The organism is Bacillus sp. YKCMOAS1 (genome assembly GCF_030268125.1).
Taxonomy (GTDB): domain Bacteria; phylum Bacillota; class Bacilli; order Bacillales; family Bacillaceae; genus Bacillus; species Bacillus safensis.
Map to the genome: position 1 here is coordinate 15,190 of NZ_BSEI01000002.1, position 21,996 is coordinate 37,185.

The window sequence follows — 21,996 nt, forward strand, 5'->3', positions numbered from 1 at the left end:
GAAAAAAGGAGCGATTGAAACATGGGCAAGTACTTTGGAACTGACGGTGTAAGGGGTGTAGCAAATAGCGAACTAACGCCAGAGCTCGCATTTAAAATTGGGAGATTTGGCGGCTATGTGCTCACAAAGGATAAAGAACGTCCAAAGGTACTCGTTGGACGAGACACACGTGTATCCGGTCATATGTTAGAAGGAGCGCTCGTTGCAGGCTTACTTTCAATTGGAGCTGAAGTGATGCGTCTAGGTGTGATCTCAACACCTGGTGTGTCTTATTTAACGAAGGCAATGGATGCAGAAGCGGGTGTCATGATTTCTGCTTCACACAATCCAGTTCAAGACAACGGCATTAAATTCTTCGGCGGTGACGGCTTTAAGCTGTCAGATGAACAGGAAAACGAAATTGAGCAGCTGATGGATCAGCCAGTCGATCAATTACCTCGCCCAGTTGGAGCCGATCTTGGAACGGTGAACGACTACTTCGAAGGCGGTCAGAAATATTTGCAATTCTTGAAGCAGACAGCGGACGAGGATTTCACAGGTATTCACGTGGCGCTTGACTGTGCACACGGTGCAACCTCTTCTCTAGCGACACATTTATTTGCAGATTTAGATGCTGATGTGTCCACAATGGGAACATCACCAAACGGATTGAATATCAATGATGGTGTAGGCTCCACTCATCCAGAGGCACTTTCTGCTTTTGTGAAGGAGAAGGGTGCAGATATTGGTCTTGCGTTTGATGGTGACGGTGACCGTTTAATTGCAGTCGATGAAAAAGGTGATATCGTAGACGGCGATCAAATTATGTACATATGTGCACGTTATTTGAAGGATGAAGGCCGATTAAAGGATGACACCGTCGTGTCAACGGTCATGAGTAACCTTGGTTTCTATAAAGCGCTTGAGAAGCAAGGTATTAAGAGCATTCAAACTGCTGTTGGTGACCGCTATGTGGTCGAAGCGATGAAAAATGATGGCTATAATGTCGGCGGTGAGCAGTCAGGCCATTTGATTTTCCTTGATTATAATACGACAGGTGATGGCATGCTTTCTGCGATCATGCTTGTGAATACGCTCAAAGCGACAGGGAAAACATTATCAGAGCTTGCAGCGGAAATGGAAAAGTTCCCACAGCTTTTAGTGAATGTGAAAGTGTCTGATAAATATAAAGTAGAAGAAAATGAAAAAGTAAAAGCGGTGATCCAAGAGGTCGAAAAAGAGATGAATGGTGACGGCCGTATCCTTGTTCGTCCATCGGGAACAGAGCCGCTTGTACGTGTCATGGCAGAGGCGAAAACAAAAGAGCTGTGTAATGAATATGTGTCTCGAATTACAGCTGTTGTGAAAGAAGAAATGGGTATTGAGTAATAGATGAAGGCAAACCGCTGGCAGCGGTTTGCTTTTTTTTGAATAAACGACATAATTGGATGGATCTATACGAATGATATAAGCGAGGGCACCTTGAAGCTGCCTTCATACATAGGAGAGCATATCAAAGGTAGAACGTGACAAGCCTCATCGCATATAGTGTATGGAGGTCTCACTTTCTCAAATGAAGGGGATCACCCGCTAAATTGTGATTGACGGAGGTCAGACCTTATAGTACAATCATCCTTGTGTTACTGGATTTTTATTCTATCAGGAAAGGCAGGGTAGATGTTCAGGAACTCTCTTATAATTATAGCGCCCGAACTAAGCGATCGGACGAAAGATGCTTAGTTGACGAGGATGGAGGTTATCGAATTTTCGGCGGATGCCTCCCGGCTGATCAAAAAAAGAGATCACAGCCGTAAGTGTTTCTTTAAACCAAAGAGGTGACTCTTTGTACAAAGGGAATACACATGATCTCCCAAAATAAACATGTAGAGAGGGACGAAGAAATGTCCCTTCTATTTTAGTAGGCTTTCTTTGTCCCTTTCACATGATCGGGAGGAAGAATATTTATGTGTGGAATCGTAGGTTATATTGGTCAGAATGATGCGAAGGAAATCTTATTAAAAGGTTTAGAGAAGCTTGAGTACCGCGGGTATGATTCAGCAGGTATCGCTGTGGCAAACGAAGAAGGCGTGCACGTGTTCAAAGAAAAAGGACGTATCGCTGAGCTTCGCGAAGTCGTTGATGCAAACGTGGCATCTTCAGCAGGAATTGGACATACACGCTGGGCAACTCACGGTGTACCAAGCCATCTAAATGCGCATCCGCATCAAAGTGCTTCTGGCCGTTTTACGCTTGTTCATAACGGTGTCATCGAGAACTATGTTCAATTGACACGCGAATATTTACAAGACGTCACACTAAAAAGCGACACAGATACAGAGGTTGTTGTTCAAGTCATCGAACAATTTGTCAGCAGAGGTCTTGATACAGAGGAAGCTTTCCGTCAAACGCTTCTTCAACTAAAAGGCTCTTACGCGATTGCCCTTTTCGATAACGAAAACAAAGAAACAATCTATGTGGCGAAAAACAAAAGCCCATTATTGGTTGGTTTCGGCGAAGATTTCAACGTTGTGGCTTCTGACGCAATGGCGATGCTTCAAGTAACAAACGAATATGCGGAATTAATGGATAAAGAAATGGTCATTGTCACAAAAGACGAGGTTATTATTAAAAACCTTGACGGTGATATTATGACACGTCCTTCTTATATCGCTGAGCTTGATGCAAGCGACATTGAGAAAGGCACATATCCTCACTACATGTTAAAAGAAACGGATGAACAGCCGCTTGTTATGCGCAAAATCATCCAAGAATATCAAGACGAAAACGGCAAGCTGTCAGTTGCTGGCGATATCGCAAGCGCAGTAGCAGAAGCAGACCGCATTTACATTGTGGCTTGCGGAACAAGCTACCATGCTGGACTTGTCGGTAAACAATACATTGAAGACTGGGCAAAAGTACCTGTAGAAGTCCATGTAGCAAGTGAATTCTCTTACAACATGCCGCTTCTATCGAAAAAACCGTTGTTCATCTTCCTTTCTCAATCTGGGGAGACTGCGGACAGCCGCGCTGTACTTGTTCAAGTTAAAGAGCTTGGTCATAAAGCATTAACGATCACAAACGTACCAGGATCTACGCTTTCTCGTGAAGCGGACTTCACATTGCTTCTTCATGCAGGACCAGAAATTGCAGTGGCTTCAACAAAAGCCTACACAGCACAAATCGCTGTACTTGCAATCCTTGCATCCGTTGCAGCTGAATTAAACGGTCAATCTCTTGACTTTGATCTTGTCAAAGAGCTTGGTATTGTAGCAAACGCAATGGAAGCCCTTGTCGATCAAAAGGATGAAATGGAACAAATCGCTCGTGACTTCTTCACAGTGACACGTAACGCATTCTTTATCGGAAGAGGACTTGACTACTATGTGTGCCTTGAAGGTTCACTGAAGCTAAAAGAGATCTCTTACATCCAAGCAGAAGGCTTTGCTGGCGGAGAACTCAAACACGGCACAATTGCTTTAATTGAAGAAGGCACACCGGTCATTGCCCTTGCAACACAAGAGCACGTGAACCTCAGCATTCGCGGTAACGTCAAAGAAGTCGTCGCACGCGGAGCAAACCCATGTGTCATCTCACTAAAAGGCCTAGAAGACGAAGGCGACCGTTTCGTCCTTCCAGCTGTACACCCAGCACTTGCACCACTTGCATCTGTTGTTCCATTACAGCTGATCGCTTACTACGCAGCCCTTCACCGCGGGTGTGATGTGGATAAACCACGTAACCTTGCGAAGAGTGTGACGGTGGAGTAGGAATTAAATAAGATCGGATTTTTGATACCCCTTTAGATATCGTTTTCTAAAGGGGTATTTTTATGTTAAAAGAACTAGTGTTATAAAGATTTAAGCTGAACTTTGATTAATGGACAATATCTCCACTTGCTGTCATCATAAATATAGATACGTATTTTAAGGGGGAATTATTATTTTTATTCGATACGTAAAAAAAGAAAAATGGGGAATTGTTTTTTTCATAATTGGTTATATTGCATTGTTTATCATTTCTTATTGTTTAATTGGTGGTCCTGTCTCAAGTGGAGGACCAATAGGTGTATTCCTTGGATTTTGTATTGTTCAATTTCTTAAATATAGAGTTTTCAAAAAAGATGAAAGAAATAATAAAGGCATATATCATCGTTTATAAGTTATATTTTATAGCACATTTTCATTTAGATGGACATGTATACTAAGTGCATTAAATAGAAAGGTTTGAACATAAAAAAATAGGCATAATGAGAGAGCGGCCCCTTGAGAAAGCATGACAAGTTAAATATTTAACGAAGAAAGAGAGCAGACACATGACCAAACATAAAATCTACACAATGAGCTTTGCAAAAGTCTATCCTCTCTATATCGCAAAGGCAGAGAGAAAGGGACGAACAAAGGCTGAAGTCGATACGATTATTTGTTGGTTAACAGGGTACAGTCCAGAAGAGCTGCAGAAACAGGTAGATAAACAGATAGACATTGAAACCTTCTTTGCTGAGGCTCCTGAGCTTCATCCTTCTCGCAGTTTAATCAAAGGAGTCATCTGTGGTGTCCGGGTAGAGGACATTGAGGAAGAAACCATGAAAAACATTCGGTATATGGATAAGCTGATTGATGAGTTAGCGAAAGGAAAGAAGATGGAAAAGATTTTGCGAGGTTCATCATGAGAATAACAAGCAAGCCCAGTGAACTAACCTTCACTGGGCTTTTTTATCTTATAGATCATTCGACCAATAAAAATAAGATCCATTTGAACGAATTCACTCTTCATGTCGTCAAAAGAAGTAATACCAAAACAAATTGACGTTTGAAAAAGGAGTGGTGTGGATGGATATGAAGATGATATTACCTCTTATTTTGATGCAAGCGATTTTAATGGTGATTGGTTTGTTTGATTTGCTTAAAAGAGATCCATCGAGAATCAGAGGAGAGGTGAAATGGGTTTGGGCTTTGGTGATTGTGTTTGTGGCGAGTGCCGGTCCTATTGTGTATTTCATTTTTGGTCGTAAACAATCTTAATAGGGGGGATTCGCTTGAATATGCTGGAGTGTCATGGGCTGACGAAATCGTATGGCCCGAATGAAGTTTTAAAAGATGTTTCGTTTTCTGTTGGGGAGATTGGATGTGTTGGCTTTTTAGGGGCGAATGGAGCGGGGAAGACAACAACGATTCGGATTCTCACAGGGCTTGCTCGTCCTACGTCTGGTGTCGTGAAGGTGGCAGGTTTGGATGTCACAAAGCAGATGGATCAAATCAGTCATGTGATTGGATATTGTCCGCAGCATCCTGCATTTTATCAGGATATGACGGGGCAGGAGTGGATGCATTGGGTTGGTGGGTTATTTCATTTAGAGAAAAACATCATTCGCTCCAAAACAGAGGAGCTGTTGAAGCTTTGCCGCATATATGAGGCGAAGGATCGTGCCATTGGCAACTATAGTGGAGGCATGAAGCAGAGACTTGCCATTGCCCAGGCGCTTATCAACAGCCCGAAGGTTCTCATCTTGGATGAACCTGTGTCCGCACTTGATCCAATGGGAAGAAAAGATGTCTTGACGTTGATTGAGTGTCTAAAGCATGAGATGCTGATCTTTATGTCGACACATATTTTAGATGACATTGAACGTGTGGCAGATCATATTATCATGATCAACAGCGGCAAAATTGAGATGTCTTCTTCCATGAAACAGATCAAAGAAGACTATATCCAGCCAGTGTTTGAATTTCAATTAGAACAACAAAATACGAAATTAGTGGCTTGGTTAAAAGAGCGGGATTGGGTGGAGGAATGCTTTGAAACAGGAGATGTTTATCAGGTGCGAGTGAACGATCAACAAATGGCATTGAAGGAGCTGCCTCGTCTGATCACTGAAGCTGGCGGTGTTCTCCTCCATTATCGACTATCTAAGCTGACGCTTGAAGATATTTTCATGAAGGTTGTGAATGCATGATGATGTTGAAAAAGGAATTTAAGGAATTATTTACTAGCTATAAAATTTTATTTGTTCCTATCATTTTTATGATTTTAATGATCACACAGCCTATTACGCTCAAAATGCTGCCAGATCTTCTATCGAAATCAGCTAATTTACCTGAAGGGTCTACATTTTATATACCAGAGCCTAGTGCTGGAGAGGCTTTGGCGAGTGCATTGAGTAAATTTGATTCGCTAGGTGTGTTTATCCTGATTATGATCGTGATGGGGACGATCGCTGGAGAGCGTGCCTCTGGAGTGACCGCGATGATTATGGTGAAACCGATCAGTCGAACGAGTTACTATGTCTCGAAAATATGTGCCTATGCCTGTTTGACCTTGTTTAGTTTGGTGGTGGCGGTGCTTGCCTCTGTTTATTATGTGGACATTCAATTTGGTCATGTGGATTGGGTCAATGTGTTAAAAGGAACACTTCTTTATTATCCAAATTTATTGCTGATTGTGGTATCGACCATTTGTGCTTCGGCGTTCTTTAAACGTTCTGTCACAGCTGGCGGTGTGTCGCTTTTGATCAACCTTATTCTGTTTACCGTTCCTTCATTTTATGAAGAGACATTAGGGAAGTTTGCGCCTAAAGGCGTGACAAGTGCAGCCGAAGAGATGATTCATAAGGGAACTTATTCGGATCAGGCACTTACAAGTCTTTTAGGTGTATCGGTATTGATTGTTTTCTTTTTTCTCATTGGATGGTTTCTTTTTAGAAAACAAGAATTATAGCAGGCTGTTGCGATTGTTTCTTCAGGTTTACTTTGAGCATAAAAATCTGAATATGGTAGAAAGTTTGATATGATGATAAAAATTGACTGTATTTTCAGAAAAGAGGTTTTTATCAATGAGAACATCACGTAATCCTGAGACCATTCACCCGCCAGTTGCCCCATATACCCATCAAATAGAAACAACAGGACCACAGCGGTGGCTAACCCTGTCAGGTCAGGTGGGAATGGAGGCGGATGGGGCAATCCCAGAGAGCCCGTTGAAGCAGCTCGAACTAGCGTTAGAGAATGTGAAACGAAATGTAGAAGCGGCAGATATGGCTGTGGAAGATATAACGAAATTAGTATTTTATCTCGTTGGAGAGTTCGATGCAGAGAGCAGGAAACAAATCATGGGGCAGTTTTTAGGCGATCACCTGCCTTGTATGACGATGATTTATGTAGTGGCATTGGCTTCCCCTGCTTTAAAGATAGAGGTGGATGCTTGGGCGTGTCAGGAGATGGTTTTGGGTGAATAGATAAAAGATTGGGATGCTGCAACCCAATCTTTTTTTATTTTGTACATAATCTATTTTATTTTCCCGTTGTATATAGAATAGATTACCTCATTCCTATTACCTTGTTATTCTCTATATGGTAATATTAGGGTTAATGATTAGTGGGTCTAATGACATTCGTTTTTGATTTTTAACACACCATAGATAAGCATACATCACTCTAATAAAAGGGAGAGATTTGATGCCATTCATGGAGGTTCAGAATGTAAGCAAACGATATAGAAATGGTGATGGGATAGAGGATCTGTCATTTTCCATCGAACCAGGGGAGGTTGTGGCGCTGCTTGGGCCTAATGGTGCCGGGAAGACGACAACGATTCGGTGTTTAACAGGTCTTTATAAACCAGATGGAGGGGAAATTCTCATAGAGGGTTTCCCGCCTGGTCATTCCCATGTCCAAAAACGAGTAGCTCTTATTCCTGATCAGCCGTATTTGTATCCAGACTTAACGGCTGCTGAACATGTTCAATTCCGTGCACGTGGATATCATAAAGGCTTAAAACAGATCAAGGAAAAGGTATATGAAGCGTTGAAAGAAGTACATATGGAAAAGAAGATGAATGAACTGTGCGGAAGGCTTTCAAGAGGCCAAAAGCAGCGTGTCGTCTTAGCAGGAGCCATTGTTCAAGATGCCTCCCTTTTTATATTAGATGAACCGACTGTCGGGTTAGATATTCCGTCTAAACAGTGGCTGTCGGATTGGCTGAGACAAAAAAGCAGTCAAGGTGGGTCGGTCTTTGTGTCGACTCATAGTCTGGAGTTCGTTCTCGATACAGCCAGTAGGGTGGTATTGATTCGAGACGGTGCCATCATGAAGAGTATGGATGTTCCTCAATTAAAGGAAGAACAGGTTGAGTGGAGGGCAGAAGTTATTCAACTTTTGGGGGAGTGGTCAAGTGAATAACACACTCTCCCTTTTATGGATGAAATCTCAAAGGCGCTTGATCAGTAAAAATCAAGCAAAGAAAATGCCTTTTCTGATCTTACTTCTTTTCATAGCGGCAATTGGTTTTCAGCTTAGCGCGGTTTCAAGTATGGGTGATTGGAATACGGGTACAGCTGGATGGATCATTATCTGTTTGTTTGTTCTTTATACGGGGGTTGGTTTGTTTACGAACCGGCTGCCTAGTCAAATGAACGATATCATTTGGTTATATGGAAATGGCGCTTCTTTATGGACGGTTGTTATCAGTGTGTGGATGTATCACATTTTCTGGCGAGGGGCTCTTCTCATTTTCTCTGCTGTAGCTGCCGATCTACTCCTGTTTTTTATGACGCAGCAGTACCCGTTTCTGCTTGGAAAATCACTCATTCTGACAGGGCTGTTATGTTTGGTCGAAACTTGGATGATTGCGGTTTCTTGTGCTAGAACCATTCGAGTATACAAGCGTTTGCTCTTACTCGGTTTTGTCTTGATGTTTTTCAGCTTTGCACTACTTGTTTTGAATCAATTGGTGATGAAACAGCCTTCATTGATGAACATTGCTGATTCTTTAATGTTTCAAGCTGGACGTATGATCGAAGAGTTCTCCATTCTTTCTATCTCCATTTTTATTGGAGTGATGTTTCTATCTTTCATGATGATGTACAAGGCTAGTCATCGTTTAGAAATGAAGGAGTCTTTAGTCAAGGAGGCAGTATTTTGGGAGGAATTTGAGGGGAAACATATTCAATCAAGTCCAATCGTTCAAAAAAAGAGCAGGACATGGTGGGGACTTCCGGCATTAACGGGCATTTGGGCTTTTCTTTGGATTGAATTATTGCTGATAAAAAAATATATCACCTTCCATGTGCTATCTACCATGCTGTTAATTGGTACTTACTATGTCGTCTTTACTTATTTTTCAGATTGGCTGAATCTATTCTTGATCGTCATCGCGGCATCCGTTCTTTTTAGTTCATACTATGCAGGGATTGTAAGACACGCACAAACAGGAGTGCTCTACCTTTTTCCAGGTGCTTTATATCAAAAAATCATTTTGTTAGAAGTGTTTCAAACCTTTTGGCTGTATGCTTTCTACTTGATTTCTCTTTATTTGGTTGAGATTCAGGATGTTTTGTATTGGACCTTATTTGGTGGAGGAGTTTATATATGGTTTTTGGCCATACGGCTCTTTGCCTTTATGCAGCCTCTGAGAAGAGAAAGGAGTTTTGCTTTGGCCGCCTATTATCGATCATTGCTATTTGCGTCTGTGATCAGTGCGATGGTCATGATTAGCATTTATCTCATCACTGATGGCTTGTTGACTACAATTGTATCCCTAGCGGCTGGGGCTGGATTTTATGTACTTTGTTATCGATACCGTGCGGTTCATTAAAAAGAGGAGTTGATTGTAAATGAAACCAGAAAATAAGCTGTCTCAATCAGTTCAACAATTGGCCAATACAAATGAAGTAACGATCGTTCAAGCAATGGGCGAATTGAGAAAATCAGGAAAAGATGCAGTGCCCGTGCTTATTGAAGCTTTAAAAGAAAAGGGGTCTCTGCGAAATATTGCAGCAGCTGTACTGGGTGAATTTGGAGCGGATGCAGAGGACGCAGCTGAGTCTTTAGCCCACCTCTTAGAGAGTGACGAAGAGGAGACAAGAATGGCTGCTGCCATCTCACTCATGAGGATTGGGCAGCCTAGTCTGCCATTCCTTCTGCCATTAGCGAAACGTTATGAGGGGCCTACTTGTTTTTGGGCATCATGGTGTATTTCTTGGATTGATCCATCAAAAATCGAAAAAAACATGTACGAGTGCTTAAAACAAGAACAAGAAAATCCATCAGGCAACGTAGCGCCTTTTGCTGCAGAGGAAGCATTAGGGAAGATTATTGCTTTTCAGCTAAAGGAAAAGGGGGATGAATAGTGGAAACGCAGAAACTCAACTGGCCTGAGCATCTTCCTTGGATTTACCCTTCAGATCAAAGGAGTGTACCTAAGGGACAGCATCAGCTTCTTTATTTTTGGTCCGTCAACTGTCCTCATTGTGAAGAATTAACCAATCATATCCTACAACGTGTGAATGAGCTGGGTATTCATTTAACCTGTGTCCATGTTCCATATACAGAAGAGGAAAAATCGGAAGATGTTGTTTCAGAGTATGCAGAGGAAAAGAATATGACTGCTCCTATTGTATTGGATCAGAATTATGAGATTGTTGCAAAGTATAAGATTCAAGGATTACCTAGCTTTTGTCTCATAGATCAACAGGGGCAGTTAATAGATCGGAAAATGGGAGATACCGGCTGGGAAAGAATTTTGAAAAAGTTAGAAAAACATTCAATTGGATAAGTGGAGGAGAGAGTGTTGTTTCAATCAAACAAAGAATTAAAAAGAAACGTCATTTTTTTCGCAGGTGTTGGAGCGGTTTTGCTGATTTCTGCAGACTGGGAAATGGCGTTGATTTTATTCGGTTTGGGTATGTTGTTTTATTTGAAGCGAATGCTGCGGAAAGAAGAAAGTCATAATTATTCAGTATGATACCTAGAATGTATATTCTAGGTTTTTTTATTAAATTTACCTTAAAACACACCTTTTCACATGGGGATATGAACCAATTCTTTAAAAGTGTGGTAGGATAAATATGCTTTATCTTTATATTGTCCGAAGGAGCTGTCGTGTTGAAGGGATCTAGGGTTGAGTTTATTGATAGTTTACGTGGTTTTAGTTTATTAGGTATTTTGATTGTGAATATGCTTAATTTTCAATATGATTATGATTTTGAGAAAATGTTTGATTCGAGTTTTTGGGGACAGGAATTTGGTGTATATGCGACGGAAATTTTGTTCCAAGGATCTTTTTATCCGATCTTTTCCTTTTTGTTTGGGTATTCTTTTATCAAGCTGATTGAATCGACGAAGGCTAAGGGGCTAAATACGAATGCCATTGTCGTTCGCCGAGGCTTTGGTCTGATTGTGCTTGGGATGCTGCATTTAATCTTCATTTGGAGTGGCGACATTCTTCTCTATTATGGAGCTTGTACGTTTTTCCTAATGATGTTTATAAACAGCCGAATCAAAACAGTGTTTATATGGTCGGGTATTTTAGGTGCCTTATCTTTAGTGATTTATCCATCTCTAATGAATTTTATTTACGGAAATCCTGATTTATTAACGAATGTATATGGGACTGGTACATATGGCGATATTGTATTGAGCCGGATTACAATTGAAGATGATATGGTAGTCGTCTCCATCATTATGGCAATTGTAACACTTACTATGACACCAATTTTAAGTCTTCTCTATGCTCCTATCATGATCGGTCCATTTGCACTGCTTGGCATGGCGATCGGGAAAAAAGGTCATTTGACAGAAGAAGATCGAGGCATGGCTTATCGTAAAGGCTGGGTTTGGATGATTATCATCGGGCTTGCTTTAAAATGTGCGACGTTTATTGATGCTCCTTGGAGTGAAATGGTGTTCACGTTAGGAGCCTATGTCCTGACGATCGGTTATATTCAAGCCTTTATTGTTTTCTACTATTCAAAGGCTGCTCAAGGGTTGAAACGTCTGCTTGCAGGGCTTGGCCGTTTGTCTCTATCAAACTATTTGGCACAGTCGATTATTTGTACAACGATTTTCTATTCTTATGGACTTGGTCTATTTGGACAATTGGGGTCAATGTTTGGGCTACTTCTTGCTGTCGGACTGTACACAGCACAGCTTTTCATCAGCTATCTCTATTTGAAAAAATGGAGAAGAGGTCCTGTGGAGTGGCTTATGGGAAAATGGGTATATTGGAAATAAAGCATTTTGTTAAAGAACCGCATGGCTTCAGGCTGTGCGGTTTTTTCGTGTATTTTATTTTAAAATGGTTGAATATTCTTCTAGTGTGTATATAATGTGTATATAGTATATATACATTATTTCGTTCCAACTATCTGAAAAAAGAGGTTTTTATATGCAAATTACGATTTCAAACCATTCTAAGGAGCCCATCTATGAGCAAATTACGCATCAAATCAAATCGATGATTTTAACGGGTGAGCTTGCAGAAGGCGCAGCACTGCCGTCTATTCGAAAGCTGGCGAAGGATCTACAAATTAGCGTGATTACAACAAAGCGAGCGTATGAAGAGTTAGAGAAGGCAGGATTTATTTATTCAATTGTAGGCAAGGGATCATTTGTTGCGGAACAAAACCTAGAAGTGATGAGAGAGAAGAAATTGAAGGTGATCGAGGAACAGCTTGGAGCTGTTGTCACAAACGGGAAAGAATTAGGCTTATCTTTTGATGAATTGCAGCAGTTATTAAAGTTCTTATATGAGGAGTGAGATGAGTGGAGCATGTGATTGAATTCAAAGGAGTTTCGAAACGATTCAAGGATTTTTCAGTTCAGAATCTCGATTTACAGGTTAAGAAAGGCTTTGTTACAGGGTTTATTGGAGAGAATGGAGCGGGTAAGTCGACCACCATTAAAATGATCATGAATTTGTTAAAACCCGATTCAGGTGACATCAAGGTTTTTGGATTGGATTATCATACTCATGAAAAAGAGATTAAGGAACGAATCGGTTTTGTTTACGATGCTAACGTTTTTTTCCCAGGATTGAATTTAAAGGACATCAAACGGATTGTGGCACCTGCCTATAAACGTTGGGATGACCGGCTTTTTGATCAATATATTGAGCAGTTTGGTCTGCCGCTGAATAAAGCGATCAAAACATTTTCAAAAGGGATGCAGATGAAGGCGTCACTTGCGATTGCGCTGTCACATCATGCAGAGCTGATTATCATGGATGAGCCAACTGCTGGTTTAGATCCGGTATTTAGAAGAGAGCTGCTTAGCACGTTACAAGAATTGATGATTGATGGAAATCGGACGATCTTTTTCTCGACGCATGTGACGACTGATTTAGACCGGATCGCGGATTATATTGCGTTTATACAAAATGGAAGATTGGTGTTTCAACAGTCGATTCATGAAGTGGCAGAAAGTTATGCGCTTGTGAAAGGAAGCCTGGAGTTATTGGATCGAGACACAGAAAAGGCCTTTGTCCATATCCAGCGTACAGCAGCCGGGTTTGAAGCATTAACGGATCGGATTCATGAAGTAAAACTTATTTTTGGGGATGCTGTTGTGATTGAACCGGCGTCGCTTGAGGATATCATGTTTTATTTGAAAGGCGGGGTTGCGCATGTTTCATTTAATTAAGCGTGATGTGATTTTGCAAAAGAAGCAGTTACTTATTTTTATTCCGTTTATCTTATTTTTTATTTTCATGGATGTCCATCCAGTATTGACGTTTCTAGTCGCTAGTGTTTTCATTCCATTTAACACATATGCGTATGATGAAAAGGCAGAAACGAATATTCTATTAAACTCCTTGCCCTATACACGTAAAGAAATTATCACATCACGTTATCTTGGCGCCATTTTCTATATGAGTATTGCGATCGTGCTGACAAGTGCTGCATTATTTGTGTTTGGGAAGCTGTTTTCGCTGTCAGATATTGCGATTGGCAGCGGGTTGTTTTTATTGTTCGCGGCGTGTACGTTTCCATTGTTTTATATCTTAAAGCCTGGTTATATCACAACGGCAGTGATCATTGGCTTTATTGTATTATCTGCTATGGGACCGCCTGTTGTTCTCTATTTAGCAGAGCAATTCAGTGGGATCACTGATTTTATTATGAATTTATCGATCCCTATTTTATATACGGGATCAGCTGTGCTGATTATGCTTTTCTACCTGCTGTCTTGGGGGCTTTCTACTGCGATTTACCAGAGGAAAGTGTTTTAATTCAGATGATCAGATCATTTATAGAGAATCATTCATTTTGAGTAGGACTTTCAAAATGGATGATTCTTCTTTTTTGAATCAAGTGAAATTGACATACAGAAGAAAAGAGGTTATTGTTATTTAACATAATGTTAATTATTTTTAACATTATGTTAAATAAAATATCCTTCAAGAAAGGAAATTGAAATGGAGATTAAAAATAGAATTAAGGTGTTACGGGCTGAAAAAGACTGGACACAAAAAGATCTGGCAGAGAAGTTAGGTGTGACTCGCCAAACGGTAGCAGCGATTGAAAATGGTAAATATTCTTTGTCTTTAAAACTAGCATTTCAAATTGCTAGAACATTTGAAGTTGATTTGTATGACGTATTTCAAGAGGTCGACAAGGAGGAACAACAATGATGACGACGATCATACTTTATTCTCTGATTATCCTTTCTATTTTAAGCACGGCCTTTCAATTTAAGAAAAACCGTGAATATAAACATGATGAACGTGGTCAATTTATTTTAGCGAAAGCAGGAAGTTTTTCAATCATAGGTGTGGCTTTAGCTTATATATTGGTTGCGATTGTTCAAGCTTTGCATCAATTTACCTCCCCAACAGAGTGGTTTTATATAGCGATTACGTTTATGTATGTATCAAGTGTTTGCGCAAATACAATCGGTATTATCTATTGTGAAAGAAAATATTAATTTTTCTTCGAAGCTAAAGTTCTTCATCGTGAAGGGAAGAGAAAAACAATGAAAAAATTATTGAAAATCATGCTGATATCTATATGTACCATTATCACGGTCATGGTTGTTTTTCTAGCTACTGTTTATACAGTAAACCTCATTAGTAATGAAAGGGAGAAGGGGAAAATAGAAGCTTATGGGCAAAAGGTCTTGGTGGACGGGAAGCATATGAATGTACTCATTCAAGGCGATGGGAAAGAAACGATTGTACTTCTCCCGGGCTATGGAACTGCTTCACCCGTGCTGGATTTTATGCCGCTAGTAAATGAATTATCACCATATTATAGAGTCGTAGTGATTGAACCATTTGGATATGGTTTAAGTGACGATACAGATAAAGTACGCACAAGTCAAAACATTGTAGATGAGATTCATGAATGTTTGCAGAAGCTCAACATTAAAAAGTATACGTTGATGGGGCATTCGATTTTTGGCATTTATGGATTAGAATATGTAAATCAATATGAAAAAGAAGTGAAAGCATTTGTTGGAATTGATAATAGTGTTCCGAAGCAGGAGGATTCAGATGAATTGCCAGTCTCCAGCTTACAGCTGCTTCATCAATCCGGTTTTTACAGATTGATAGTGAAAATGAATCCAGATCAACTGGTGATGCCTAACGTGGATGATCAAACGAAAGATCAGATTAAAATGCTGACCTTCCGAAATTTCTTGGATAAAAGCCAAGCTAGTGAGGCGGAAAACTTTAGAAATAATTTTAATAACGCTCAACGCTTACATTTCCCTAAGAATCTCCCTGTTGTTTTCTACCTAGCGAATGAAACGGAGGAAGAAACACCAAGCTGGAAACCAATGCATGAAGATCTTCTGAAAAATGTAGAACACGGAAAAGTTGTTACTTTCAAAGGTGGCCATTATTTGCATCATACGAAATCTAAGGAAATAGCAGCTGATTTTAGAGAATTTCTATCTATCAACGAGAGTCACCGATAGTGAGGGATTCTGGTGGAGGCTTCTGCATTGCAGATGTTCAGTTTGCACTCGAGAAGACCGTGTGAGCGGTCTTTTTTTATTTTATATAAAGAACCGATATTGACAGTTTATCATGTAGTAGATTAAAATACATACCAACGGTCGGTATGTAAAAGGAGGCGTTTTAATTGGCCAGAAATAAATATCCAGAAAAGACGATCCAGCAAATTTTAGATGTGTCGACGAAGCTGTTTCAGGAAAAAGGGTTTGAAAAGACAAGTTTGCAGGATATCATCCATGAATTGAATATGTCTAAAGGGGCTATTTATCATCATTTCAAATCGAAGGAAGAAATATTACGTGCCGTGATGGAGAGGCAATTTCGCCATGCGACTAAGAAACTTGAAGATTTGATTGAGCATACAGAGGCAGCGCATGCGAAAGAGAAGCTGCAGCGTATTTTAGAGCAGCTTGTGGCAGATCCACAATCTCATTCGATAGATGGGATCTTGGTTGACCAGATCAAAAACCCGCAATTTGTGGTGGAGGGAATGAAGGCAGGCGTAAATGAGGATGCGCTTAAAATCAAACAGCTTATTCTGGAAGGAATAGATGATGGTTCAATGAAGACTGCTTTTCCTGGTGAAGTGGCAGAAGTGTTTATGCTTCTCGTGAATATATGGCTGAACCCAACGCTATTTGCTCGTGATCAACAGGAAACTAGTCAGCGTTTGCTGTTTTTACAACAGATGATGAAAGGGCTTGGAGTGGATGTGGTGAGTGATCTATTCATTCAAAAGGTCACAGCGCATTATGCTGGGATTGGTGGATATGATCAGCCTGAAATCTAACTGGTCAAATAAGAGACAAAAGGAGAATTCATTACATAGGAGGATGCCTTATGCTTCACTTCATAAAACTAGAGCTAAGAAAAAGTCATATGAAAAATTACATTCAAGCTAGTATGATCGCAAGCATTGTACTGTTGGTGTTTATCTATTTTGCCGCATTTGCTGCACGGGTTGAACAGGAGATAGGTTTTCAGCAGTATCCGAATATCTATTTGTTGATCAGTATAGTATGGATGATCTTTTTTTCGATCGTCACATCATGGATGTATTGTCGAGTAGTGGTGAATACATTGAAAGACTATGAAGCTCATTCACCAAGTTTGAAAGCATCACTCCTTCCGAGACTGGTCTGGATGCTGTGTTTTTCTACGATTGCTATGCTGTGTAGCATCATTCCTTCATTTGTTGTGTTTAGTGTTACTGAAACGTTCTTCCCTATTGTTCAGGATGCGCTGACTGCTGATGTGATGTTCAATGTGATCAAAACGTACCTAGTGTTTACTTGCTGTATTAATGGTATTGGCATGATTGCGATGAGAGTGGGATTAATGAAGAAATCTACCTTCATGACGATCATGACTGCGATTGTTCTATGTGCTGTTTTAGGAAACGTATGTATCGCAGTTGATGGAAATGATCAAATGAATGTCATTTTGTCAGGAGTCATGGTCGCAGCTGTTCTGATTGTAATGTTGGAATTGTGGGCCAGTATCACCCGGCTTCAAGCGAGATAAGCCACGATGAAAAAGGGGGAAGACATGTGGAGCATACGGTTCAAATTGAAGAATTGGTTGTAGAATTATCGCTTGATTGGCTGCTCGGAGAGGTGCGTATCCATCACCATGATCATCCTTATCTCATCATTCGTCAAACGACCAATCAAGTCTTTCCAAAGCGCTATTTGCTGCATCATCAGGTAAAAGATGGGCGGCTGGTCATTCAAGATAGGCGAAAAAAAATATTCAGCTTAGGACTGCACTTTTATCAAACAGATCTCTCTATTTATCTTCCGAAAAATCAATTACAGTCTATGTCCATTCGTTGTAAAGGAGCAAATCTTCAGGCAGAAGGGTTGAGGGTGGAAAATGTCTATGGTCATTTAACTTCTGGAAAGACGATGCTGTCAGGTGAAATCAAGCATCTTCTTTTAGAGACAGTTGGTGGACTTATTTCTAGCCGGCAGCTGGTCGCGCAGACATTGTCATTGCACGCCACATCGTCAAAAGGTGAGTTGACGGGTGCTTTCTCAGAAGTTGATCTGCATGTAACAGGTAGAAGGATACAAATTCATTCTACAAGCATGCTACATTCACTTAAGTCTATTTCAACTGGAGCATATGTCAAAGTGGCGATTCCAGAAAATGATGGGTTTACTTGTTATGTAAAGAAAAGATCTGGCACTTTTCAGAATGACTTTCTTTGTTATCGAGAGCAGAAAAACTTGGTGCATAAGAATGGACCAAGATCCTTTGAGGTTGATATAAGAGGTGGTCATTTTCTATTAAGTCATCAGCATTGAAGTAACTTTCTTCCCTTGATTCAATATATCAATATAAAACAATTTGAAACTCTTTTTATGTCAGAATATTTTGTTAATAGTGTTTTCCTCAAAAAAACAATTGTTTTTTAAGGGTAGATTTATTATGATAATATACATCGAAAGATTGATGTTTCTCAATCAGAATGAAAATTCTGATTTTTGTTTTTTATGTTGTTTGTTGATGAGGGGGAAGAAAAGTGGCTCAAAAGGAATTGAAGAGAGGGTTAAGTGCCCGCCATATTCAAATGATTGCTCTTGGCGGCACAATCGGTGTTGGCTTATTTATGGGGTCAGCGAAGGCCATTCAATGGACAGGTCCATCGGTTCTTCTAGCGTACGCAGTGTGTGGTATTTTTATCTTTTTTATTATGCGAGCGATGGGAGAAATGTTATATCTTGAGCCGAGTACAGGGTCGTTTGCTACATTCGGGCATCAATATATTCATCCGCTTGCAGGGTATATGACGGCTTGGAGTAACTGGTTCCAGTGGGTCATTGTCGGAATGTCTGAAATTATTGCTGTTGGGGCTTATATGAAATATTGGTTCCCAGAGCTGCCTGCGTGGATTCCAGGGTTAATTGCGATGATCATTTTAGGAGCGGCCAACTTGATTTCGGTTAAGTCGTTCGGTGAATTTGAATTTTGGTTTGCGATGATCAAAATTGTGACGATTATCTTGATGATTGTTGCAGGGCTAGGCATTATTTTCTTCGGATTTGGAAATGGCGGGACGCCTATTGGCTTGTCTAATCTGTGGGCGCACGGCGGGTTCTTTACAGGTGGATTTACCGGATTCTTGTTTGCATTGTCGCTCGTCATTGCTGCCTATCAGGGTGTTGAGCTGATTGGGATTACAGCAGGTGAAGCACAAAATCCAGAAAAGACGCTGACAAATGCCATCAAAAGTATCATCTGGCGTATTTTGATTTTCTATATCGGTGCGATCTTTGTCATTGTGACTGTGTATCCTTGGGATCAGCTGAATACCCTTGGCAGTCCATTTGTGGCGACGTTTGCGAAGATCGGGATTACAGCAGCAGCTGGTATTATTAACTTTGTTGTGATTACAGCAGCGATGTCAGGCTGTAATAGTGGTATTTTCAGTGCGGGACGTATGCTTTATACATTAGGTGTAAATGGTCAGGCGCCTGCTTTCTTTACAAAAATTTCGAAGAATGGTGTACCGTATTTTGGGACATTCGCTGTGCTGATTGGTTTAGCCATAGGAGTGGTCCTGAATTATGTTTCTCCGCCAAACATTTTCGTCTATGTGTATAGTGCGAGTGTTCTTCCTGGGATGGTGCCTTGGTTTGTCATTTTGATTAGTCATATTGGCTTCAGAAAGGCGAAGGGAGCAGCGCTTGATCAGCATCCGTTCAAGATGCCGCTAGCGCCGTTTTCGAATTATCTCACAATCGGTTTCTTACTGATGGTGCTTGTGTTTATGCTCATTAATCAGGATACGCGTATTTCTCTTATTGTAGCAATTGGGTTCTTGATTTTAGTGGCACTTAGCTTTTTTGTATTTGGAATTGGAAAACGAAAACCGATTGAAACAGCTTCTTCTGATCAAACGGTGAAATAATCAAAAGCCTTGCGGAGTGGACCGCGAGGCTTTTGTCGTTTACAGAGAAGCTTTGACACGCTGAAAGACATCTGGATAGTTGGTGAAAAGACCGGTGACGCCGTATTGCAGAAGACGTGTCATGTCTGCTTCGCTGTTGACCGTATATGGATGAAGGAGGAGTCCGTGGCTTCTGACCTGCTGGGCGTTTTCAGGTGTTAAAGCTCTAAAATTCGGTCCGACTCCCACGGCGTACGTTTTAATAAAGTCGAGCTGATCGTCTGTGATGGATGTCATTTGGGCTCTGTCTAATAGCTGTACTTTTGGCAGGCGTGGAGCTAATTTCTGCAGCTTTAGCAGGCTGTCTTGACTAAAGGATTGTATGATAACCTGCCCTTTTCTTGTGTGTTTCCCAAGAAGATGATGTTTCTTTAAGGCGGCCAATAGTTTTTCTTCCATTTGCGGATAAAGGTCTGGTTTTTTTGTTTCAATATAATAATTCTCTCGTTTTCCGAAATAGCGCAACACCTCATCTAATGTAAGGACTCTCTGTCCGATATAGTTGGCATTTTGTCTGTCGGGATTGGCTTCGTTAAACCATGTGCCCGCATCAAGCTGTTTGATTTCGGCAAGTGTGAGGTCTTTGACCCACCCTGTTCCGTTTGTGGTCCGGTCAACGGTTTCGTCGTGCATCACGATGAGATGTCCATCCTTTGTCATTTGAAGATCGAGTTCGAGGTAATCTGCATTCATCTTTGTGGCGAGTTTATAGGAAGCCAGGGTATGCTCTGGTGCATACCCTGATGCTCCGCGGTGTGCAACGGTTAGGATACGATCTGGAGATAAAAGATGTTCATGAGCCGATATGGTGGCCGGCACCCACGCAAAAGACAGTAAAGCAAAAGAGAGCAACACGAAAGCAAGTAATCTACTTTTCTTCATATTTTATCCTCCTCTTACGGTAACTGCCTTCATCATAAGAAATAGATGTAAAGAGCATGTTGGGCGGATATGAATCTTTTATGTGATTTTCATTAAGCTTGCTCTACGCGTTTCCCTGTATTCCATGTCATCGCGAGGAAAACAATCGCAAGCACGCAGGAACCAACTAGTAAAATGAAGCCTCCAGTCCAGTCATAGTGATCCACGACGACGCCCATCATGGCATTGGCAAAGGCAGAGCCGCCAATGTAGCCGAAGAAGCCTGTCAGTCCGGCAGCAGTGCCAGCTGCTTTTTTCGGAGCGAGATCAATGGCTTGAAGTCCAATGAGCATAACAGGTCCGTAAATCAAAAAGCCGATGCTGATGAGGGCAATGTTATCGACCATTGGATTGCCAGCAGGATTTAGCCAGTAAACGAGAACGGCAATTAACACCCCGGCCATAAAGATGACGCCAGCTGGTGCGCGGCGGCTTCTAAAGAAGCGGTCACTGATCCATCCGCACAATAATGTACCGGGAATGCCTGCATATTCATAAAGGAAATAAGACCAGCGTGAATGCTCTGGTGAAAAGCCCTTCGCTTCTGTTAAGTAGGTCGGCGCCCAGTCAACGACACCGTAACGGACGAAGTACACAAACACGTTGGCAATGGCGATATACCATAGGAATTTATTGTTGAGTACATATTTAAATAAAATCTCTTTCACTGTTAATTCTTTTTCTTGATCCTCATAGTGTTGTGCCGGATAGTCATTTCGATATTCCTCGATTGGCGGAAGACCAGTGGATTGCGGGGTATCCCGTACGAGAAGAATGATCACGAAGGAGACGATAATGGCAATGATGGCAGGGAAGAAAAAGATACTTTTCCACGTCGCAAACAGTACAATTCCTAATGTGATAAGCGGTGCAAGAATCCCCCCGCCGATATTGTGAGCGACGTTCCAAATGGACATTTTCGTACCACGTTCACTAACCGAAAACCAGTGCGCCATCGTACGTCCGCATGGCGGCCACCCCATGCCTTGAAACCAGCCATTTAAGAACATGAATAAAAACATGATCCATACACTGGATGTGACCCATGGAAATGAGACAAATAGGATATTGATAAGAGCTGATAAAAAGAGTCCGGCAGCTAAAAAGTATCTGGGGTTACAGCGGTCTGAGATCATCCCCATGATGAATTTACTAAAGCCATAAGCGATAGATACGGCTGCAAGTACAAAGCCTAATTCACTTTTCGTGAACCCCTCTTCCTGTAGATATGGAATGGCAAAAGCGAAATTTTTGCGCAGCAAATAGTAGCCCGCATACCCGATAAAGATGCCTAGAAAGACTTGCAGCCGCAGCCGCTTATACGTCTCGTCTGTTTTGGCATCATCAAGCCTGTCGATATGCGGAGCAGGTTTAAACCATTTGAACATAAAGATCCTCCTTTTGTAGAT

The 21,996-nt window shown here is 41.0% G+C and carries 25 protein-coding genes; 23 read left to right on the forward strand and 2 right to left on the reverse strand.

The features are described 5' to 3' along the window. Positions 1-21: 21 nt before the first annotated feature. The 23 genes from glmM (at position 22) to QSJ46_RS05240 (ending at position 19,627) form a co-directional block, all read left to right on the forward strand. On the forward strand, positions 22-1,368 hold the full coding sequence (gene glmM, locus QSJ46_RS05130) for a phosphoglucosamine mutase (RefSeq protein ID WP_285604391.1): 1,347 nt from the start codon (positions 22-24) through the stop codon (positions 1,366-1,368). Between the two features lie 575 nt (positions 1,369-1,943). After that, on the forward strand, positions 1,944-3,746 hold the full coding sequence (gene glmS / locus QSJ46_RS05135; RefSeq protein WP_003216893.1) for a glutamine--fructose-6-phosphate transaminase (isomerizing): 1,803 nt from the start codon (positions 1,944-1,946) through the stop codon (positions 3,744-3,746). Positions 3,747-4,291: 545 nt separating this feature from the next. Further along, positions 4,292-4,648: a DUF2200 domain-containing protein gene (locus tag QSJ46_RS05140; protein ID WP_144490654.1), complete on the forward strand. Its 357-nt coding sequence runs from the start codon at positions 4,292-4,294 to the stop codon at positions 4,646-4,648. A 160-nt stretch (positions 4,649-4,808) separates the two neighbouring features. Then, positions 4,809-5,000, forward strand: coding sequence for a PLD nuclease N-terminal domain-containing protein (locus QSJ46_RS05145; RefSeq protein WP_285604392.1), 192 nt, complete (start codon positions 4,809-4,811; stop codon positions 4,998-5,000). Positions 5,001-5,014: 14 nt separating this feature from the next. After that, the gene (locus QSJ46_RS05150) at positions 5,015-5,932 is read left to right on the forward strand and encodes an ABC transporter ATP-binding protein (RefSeq protein WP_352230640.1); all 918 of its coding nucleotides are present in this window, start codon (positions 5,015-5,017) and stop codon (positions 5,930-5,932) included. Beyond that, entirely contained in the window at positions 5,929-6,693 is a 765-nt protein-coding gene (locus QSJ46_RS05155; protein ID WP_285604393.1) for an ABC transporter permease, read from the forward strand. The genes QSJ46_RS05150 and QSJ46_RS05155 overlap by 4 nt, the downstream gene beginning before the upstream one ends. Before the next feature lie 115 nt (positions 6,694-6,808). Next, positions 6,809-7,210, forward strand: coding sequence for a RidA family protein (locus QSJ46_RS05160; protein ID WP_285604394.1), 402 nt, complete (start codon positions 6,809-6,811; stop codon positions 7,208-7,210). A gap of 220 nt (positions 7,211-7,430) precedes the next feature. Continuing rightward, positions 7,431-8,153, forward strand: a complete 723-nt coding sequence (locus QSJ46_RS05165; RefSeq protein WP_285604395.1) for an ABC transporter ATP-binding protein — start codon at positions 7,431-7,433, stop codon at positions 8,151-8,153. After that, positions 8,146-9,567 carry a sporulation killing factor system integral membrane protein gene (skfF, locus tag QSJ46_RS05170; protein ID WP_285604396.1) on the forward strand — a complete coding sequence of 474 codons (1,422 nt, stop codon included), beginning with the start codon at positions 8,146-8,148 and terminating at the stop codon, positions 9,565-9,567. Before QSJ46_RS05165 ends, skfF begins: the two co-directional genes overlap by 8 nt. Before the next feature lie 19 nt (positions 9,568-9,586). After that, on the forward strand, positions 9,587-10,102 hold the full coding sequence (locus QSJ46_RS05175; protein ID WP_048238239.1) for a HEAT repeat domain-containing protein: 516 nt from the start codon (positions 9,587-9,589) through the stop codon (positions 10,100-10,102). Further along, entirely contained in the window at positions 10,102-10,527 is a 426-nt protein-coding gene (locus QSJ46_RS05180) for a TlpA family protein disulfide reductase (protein ID WP_285604397.1), read from the forward strand. Before QSJ46_RS05175 ends, QSJ46_RS05180 begins: the two co-directional genes overlap by 1 nt. A 15-nt stretch (positions 10,528-10,542) precedes the next feature. Next, positions 10,543-10,716 (forward strand): hypothetical protein, encoded by a 174-nt coding sequence (locus QSJ46_RS05185; protein WP_285604398.1) that lies wholly within the window; start codon positions 10,543-10,545, stop codon positions 10,714-10,716. 140 nt (positions 10,717-10,856) lie between these two features. Beyond that, the gene (locus QSJ46_RS05190; RefSeq protein ID WP_352230641.1) at positions 10,857-11,984 is read left to right on the forward strand and encodes a DUF418 domain-containing protein; all 1,128 of its coding nucleotides are present in this window, start codon (positions 10,857-10,859) and stop codon (positions 11,982-11,984) included. A gap of 154 nt (positions 11,985-12,138) precedes the next feature. Further along, the gene (locus QSJ46_RS05195; protein WP_285604400.1) at positions 12,139-12,510 is read left to right on the forward strand and encodes a GntR family transcriptional regulator; all 372 of its coding nucleotides are present in this window, start codon (positions 12,139-12,141) and stop codon (positions 12,508-12,510) included. Between the two features lie 5 nt (positions 12,511-12,515). After that, positions 12,516-13,391: an ABC transporter ATP-binding protein gene (locus QSJ46_RS05200; protein ID WP_285604401.1), complete on the forward strand. Its 876-nt coding sequence runs from the start codon at positions 12,516-12,518 to the stop codon at positions 13,389-13,391. Next, a complete protein-coding gene (locus QSJ46_RS05205; RefSeq protein WP_285604402.1) occupies positions 13,375-13,980 on the forward strand; it encodes an ABC-2 transporter permease in 606 nt (201 codons plus the stop codon). The genes QSJ46_RS05200 and QSJ46_RS05205 overlap by 17 nt, the downstream gene beginning before the upstream one ends. Positions 13,981-14,166: 186 nt before the next feature. Beyond that, complete coding sequence (locus QSJ46_RS05210; RefSeq protein ID WP_039176085.1) at positions 14,167-14,382, forward strand: helix-turn-helix transcriptional regulator; 216 nt, start codon at positions 14,167-14,169, stop codon at positions 14,380-14,382. Further along, the gene (locus QSJ46_RS05215) at positions 14,379-14,675 is read left to right on the forward strand and encodes a hypothetical protein (protein ID WP_060698027.1); all 297 of its coding nucleotides are present in this window, start codon (positions 14,379-14,381) and stop codon (positions 14,673-14,675) included. The genes QSJ46_RS05210 and QSJ46_RS05215 overlap by 4 nt, the downstream gene beginning before the upstream one ends. Positions 14,676-14,723: 48 nt before the next feature. Next, positions 14,724-15,671 carry an alpha/beta fold hydrolase gene (locus tag QSJ46_RS05220; protein WP_285604403.1) on the forward strand — a complete coding sequence of 316 codons (948 nt, stop codon included), beginning with the start codon at positions 14,724-14,726 and terminating at the stop codon, positions 15,669-15,671. Between the two features lie 197 nt (positions 15,672-15,868). After that, positions 15,869-16,501: a TetR/AcrR family transcriptional regulator gene (locus QSJ46_RS05225; protein WP_285604604.1), complete on the forward strand. Its 633-nt coding sequence runs from the start codon at positions 15,869-15,871 to the stop codon at positions 16,499-16,501. A gap of 50 nt (positions 16,502-16,551) precedes the next feature. Beyond that, complete coding sequence (locus tag QSJ46_RS05230; protein WP_285604404.1) at positions 16,552-17,235, forward strand: bacitracin ABC transporter permease; 684 nt, start codon at positions 16,552-16,554, stop codon at positions 17,233-17,235. Between the two features lie 26 nt (positions 17,236-17,261). Then, positions 17,262-18,020 (forward strand): DUF4097 family beta strand repeat-containing protein, encoded by a 759-nt coding sequence (locus QSJ46_RS05235; RefSeq protein WP_285604405.1) that lies wholly within the window; start codon positions 17,262-17,264, stop codon positions 18,018-18,020. 218 nt (positions 18,021-18,238) lie between these two features. After that, positions 18,239-19,627, forward strand: coding sequence for an amino acid permease (locus tag QSJ46_RS05240; protein WP_107163904.1), 1,389 nt, complete (start codon positions 18,239-18,241; stop codon positions 19,625-19,627). A 39-nt stretch (positions 19,628-19,666) separates the two neighbouring features. Here the strand turns inward: QSJ46_RS05240 and QSJ46_RS05245 are convergent, their stop codons facing one another. Next, a complete protein-coding gene (locus QSJ46_RS05245) occupies positions 19,667-20,548 on the reverse strand; it encodes a glycerophosphodiester phosphodiesterase (protein WP_224930038.1) in 882 nt (293 codons plus the stop codon). Between the two features lie 92 nt (positions 20,549-20,640). After that, a complete protein-coding gene (glpT, locus tag QSJ46_RS05250) occupies positions 20,641-21,975 on the reverse strand; it encodes a glycerol-3-phosphate transporter (protein WP_269773270.1) in 1,335 nt (444 codons plus the stop codon). Positions 21,976-21,996 lie beyond the last annotated feature (21 nt).

What these genes read in the sequence shown, in the direction of transcription:
- glmS (WP_003216893.1), top strand. Translation starts at nt 1,944, where the DNA reads ATGTGTGGAATCGTAGGTTATATTGGTCAGAATGATGCGAAGGAAATC.
- QSJ46_RS05145 (WP_285604392.1), top strand. Translation starts at nt 4,809, where the DNA reads ATGGATATGAAGATGATATTACCTCTTATTTTGATGCAAGCGATTTTA.
- QSJ46_RS05215 (WP_060698027.1), top strand. Translation starts at nt 14,379, where the DNA reads ATGATGACGACGATCATACTTTATTCTCTGATTATCCTTTCTATTTTA.
- QSJ46_RS05175 (WP_048238239.1), top strand. Translation starts at nt 9,587, where the DNA reads ATGAAACCAGAAAATAAGCTGTCTCAATCAGTTCAACAATTGGCCAAT.
- glpT (WP_269773270.1), bottom strand. Translation starts at nt 21,975, where the DNA reads ATGTTCAAATGGTTTAAACCTGCTCCGCATATCGACAGGCTTGATGAT.
- QSJ46_RS05210 (WP_039176085.1), top strand. Translation starts at nt 14,167, where the DNA reads ATGGAGATTAAAAATAGAATTAAGGTGTTACGGGCTGAAAAAGACTGG.
- QSJ46_RS05160 (WP_285604394.1), top strand. Translation starts at nt 6,809, where the DNA reads ATGAGAACATCACGTAATCCTGAGACCATTCACCCGCCAGTTGCCCCA.
- QSJ46_RS05195 (WP_285604400.1), top strand. Translation starts at nt 12,139, where the DNA reads ATGCAAATTACGATTTCAAACCATTCTAAGGAGCCCATCTATGAGCAA.
- QSJ46_RS05220 (WP_285604403.1), top strand. Translation starts at nt 14,724, where the DNA reads ATGAAAAAATTATTGAAAATCATGCTGATATCTATATGTACCATTATC.
- QSJ46_RS05230 (WP_285604404.1), top strand. Translation starts at nt 16,552, where the DNA reads ATGCTTCACTTCATAAAACTAGAGCTAAGAAAAAGTCATATGAAAAAT.
- QSJ46_RS05165 (WP_285604395.1), top strand. Translation starts at nt 7,431, where the DNA reads ATGCCATTCATGGAGGTTCAGAATGTAAGCAAACGATATAGAAATGGT.
- QSJ46_RS05155 (WP_285604393.1), top strand. Translation starts at nt 5,929, where the DNA reads ATGATGATGTTGAAAAAGGAATTTAAGGAATTATTTACTAGCTATAAA.
- QSJ46_RS05205 (WP_285604402.1), top strand. Translation starts at nt 13,375, where the DNA reads ATGTTTCATTTAATTAAGCGTGATGTGATTTTGCAAAAGAAGCAGTTA.
- QSJ46_RS05245 (WP_224930038.1), bottom strand. Translation starts at nt 20,548, where the DNA reads ATGAAGAAAAGTAGATTACTTGCTTTCGTGTTGCTCTCTTTTGCTTTA.
- QSJ46_RS05140 (WP_144490654.1), top strand. Translation starts at nt 4,292, where the DNA reads ATGACCAAACATAAAATCTACACAATGAGCTTTGCAAAAGTCTATCCT.
- glmM (WP_285604391.1), top strand. Translation starts at nt 22, where the DNA reads ATGGGCAAGTACTTTGGAACTGACGGTGTAAGGGGTGTAGCAAATAGC.